General features: G+C 55.1%; 4 protein-coding genes and 2 pseudogenes. All 6 read left to right on the forward strand.

Annotated features, from left to right (window positions below):
- Positions 1-326: pseudogene (gene secY, locus ACIOVF_RS21740) on the forward strand (preprotein translocase subunit SecY); the annotation flags it as partial.
- Positions 327-354: 28 nt separating this feature from the next.
- Positions 355-471 carry a 50S ribosomal protein L36 gene (gene rpmJ, locus ACIOVF_RS21745; RefSeq protein ID WP_002555468.1) on the forward strand — a complete coding sequence of 39 codons (117 nt, stop codon included), beginning with the start codon at positions 355-357 and terminating at the stop codon, positions 469-471.
- Positions 472-602: 131 nt separating this feature from the next.
- A complete protein-coding gene (rpsM, locus tag ACIOVF_RS21750; protein ID WP_038998488.1) occupies positions 603-959 on the forward strand; it encodes a 30S ribosomal protein S13 in 357 nt (118 codons plus the stop codon).
- Positions 960-989: 30 nt separating this feature from the next.
- Positions 990-1379 (forward strand): 30S ribosomal protein S11, encoded by a 390-nt coding sequence (gene rpsK / locus ACIOVF_RS21755; RefSeq protein WP_002555466.1) that lies wholly within the window; start codon positions 990-992, stop codon positions 1377-1379.
- A 15-nt stretch (positions 1380-1394) separates the two neighbouring features.
- A complete protein-coding gene (gene rpsD / locus ACIOVF_RS21760) occupies positions 1395-2015 on the forward strand; it encodes a 30S ribosomal protein S4 (RefSeq protein ID WP_010220321.1) in 621 nt (206 codons plus the stop codon).
- A gap of 22 nt (positions 2016-2037) precedes the next feature.
- A pseudogene (locus ACIOVF_RS21765) lies at positions 2038-2391 on the forward strand (DNA-directed RNA polymerase subunit alpha); the annotation flags it as partial.

Consider the following 2391-nt stretch of genomic DNA (forward strand, 5'->3'; position numbering starts at 1 on the left):
ACGTAGCGGAAAACCTGAAGAAGTCCGGTGCCTTTATTCCGGGCATCCGTCCAGGTGAGCAGTCGGCGCGCTACATTGATGGCGTTCTGACCCGCTTGACCATGTTCGGTGCTCTTTATATGACGGCCGTGTGTCTGCTTCCCCAGTTCCTGGTGGTCGCGGCAAACGTTCCGTTCTACCTTGGCGGGACCTCGTTGCTGATTGTGGTAGTGGTTGTGATGGACTTCATGTCCCAAGTACAATCGCACCTCGTTTCGCACCAGTACGAATCCCTGATGAAGAAAGCCAACCTGAAAGGCTACGGTGGCAGCGGTCTGCTGCGCTGATTGACCCTTAAGGTTCGAGGAGTTGGTGATGAAAGTTCGTGCATCGGTGAAAAAGCTGTGCCGTAACTGCAAAATTATTCGCCGCGAAGGTGTCGTTCGAGTAATTTGCAGTGCGGAACCACGTCACAAGCAGCGCCAAGGCTGATTGTGATCTGCGCTTCAAACCCAGCAGCTAGTGCGCTGCTGGGTTGATTATTTGTTTCTACAGCGATATTATCTCGCGCCCTATTTCTTGGCTTCCGGGGCGTAGGTAGCTGTCAATTGGAGTCCCACTGAATGGCCCGTATTGCAGGCGTCAACATTCCAGATAACAAGCACACTGTTATCTCGCTGACCTACATCTATGGTGTTGGTCGCACTACTGCACAGAAAATCTGTGCAGACACTGGGGTCAACCCAGCCGCAAAGATCAAGGATCTGAGCGACGAGCAGGTTGAATCGCTGCGTACTGAAGTCGCGAAGTACATCACCGAAGGTGATCTGCGTCGTGACATCAACATGAAAATCAAGCGGTTGATGGACCTGGGTTGCTACCGCGGCCTGCGTCATCGTCGGGGTCTGCCAGTACGCGGTCAGCGTACCAAGACCAACGCGCGTACCCGTAAGGGCCCGCGTAAGCCGATCCGCAAGTAATCGCACCAGCGAATCGACAGGAATTTAGAAATGGCAAAACCTGCTGCTCGTCCTCGTAAAAAAGTCAAAAAGACAGTGGTTGATGGCATCGCCCACATCCATGCCTCTTTTAACAACACCATCGTGACCATCACCGATCGTCAAGGTAACGCTCTGTCCTGGGCTACCTCCGGCGGTTCGGGTTTCCGCGGTTCCCGCAAGTCCACCCCGTTCGCTGCTCAGGTAGCTGCTGAACGTGCTGGTCAAGCTGCGCTGGAATATGGTCTGAAGAACCTCGACGTCAACGTCAAGGGTCCAGGTCCAGGTCGTGAGTCCGCTGTTCGTGCTCTGAACGGCTGTGGCTATAAGATCGCCAGCATCACCGACGTGACGCCAATCCCGCATAACGGGTGCCGTCCGCCGAAGAAGCGCCGCGTGTAATCAGGAGACAGATAAATGGCACGTTACATTGGTCCAAAATGCAAACTGTCTCGTCGTGAAGGCACCGATCTGTTCCTGAAGAGCGGCGTTCGCGCTCTGGAATCGAAGTGCAACATCGAAGCAGCCCCAGGTATCCACGGTCAGCGCCGCGGTCGTCAGTCCGACTACGGCACCCAGCTGCGTGAGAAACAAAAAGTTCGTCGTATCTACGGCGTCCTCGAGCGTCAATTCAGCGGTTACTACAAGCAAGCGGCCTCCAAGAAGGGCGCTACTGGTGAGAACCTGCTGCAACTGCTCGAGTGCCGTCTGGATAACGTCGTTTATCGTATGGGCTTTGGCGCTACTCGTGCCGAATCCCGTCAGCTGGTTTCGCACAAAGCGATCAGCGTAAACGGCAAGACTGTAAACGTTCCGTCCTACCAAGTTCGTCCGGGTGACGTGGTCGCGGTTCGCGAGAAGTCGCTGAACCAGCTGCGCATTGTTCAAGCCCTTGAACTGTGCGCCCAGCGTGGCCGCGTTGAGTGGGTAGATGTGGATGCTGCCAAGAAGTCGGGCGTTTTCAAGAACGTTCCTGCTCGCAGTGACCTGTCCGCCGACATCAACGAAAGCCTGATTGTCGAGCTCTACTCCAAGTAAGGGCTAGAAAATAGGTGCATCCATGCAGATTTCGGTAAATGAGTTCCTGACGCCCCGCCACATCGATGTGCAGGTCGTCAGTCCAACCCGCGCTAAAATCACGCTCGAGCCTCTCGAGCGTGGCTTTGGCCATACCCTGGGCAACGCGCTGCGCCGCATCCTGTTGTCCTCCATGCCTGGCTGTGCAGTAGTCGAGGCCGAGATTGACGGTGTACTCCATGAGTACTCGGCAATCGAAGGTGTACAGGAAGATGTCATTGAAATCCTGTTGAACCTGAAAGGCCTGGCTATCAAACTGCACGGTCGTGACGAAGTTACGCTGACCTTGTCGAAGAAGGGTTCGGGGGTGGTTACCGCTGCCGATATTCAGCTGGAT

This window comes from Pseudomonas sp. NPDC087612, assembly GCF_044743505.1.
Classification (GTDB): Bacteria; Pseudomonadota; Gammaproteobacteria; order Pseudomonadales; family Pseudomonadaceae; genus Aquipseudomonas.

Coding starts and splice junctions, on each gene's coding strand:
- rpmJ (WP_002555468.1), top strand. CDS start 355: ATGAAAGTTCGTGCATCGGTGAAAAAGCTGTGCCGTAACTGCAAAATT.
- rpsM (WP_038998488.1), top strand. CDS start 603: ATGGCCCGTATTGCAGGCGTCAACATTCCAGATAACAAGCACACTGTT.
- rpsK (WP_002555466.1), top strand. CDS start 990: ATGGCAAAACCTGCTGCTCGTCCTCGTAAAAAAGTCAAAAAGACAGTG.
- rpsD (WP_010220321.1), top strand. CDS start 1,395: ATGGCACGTTACATTGGTCCAAAATGCAAACTGTCTCGTCGTGAAGGC.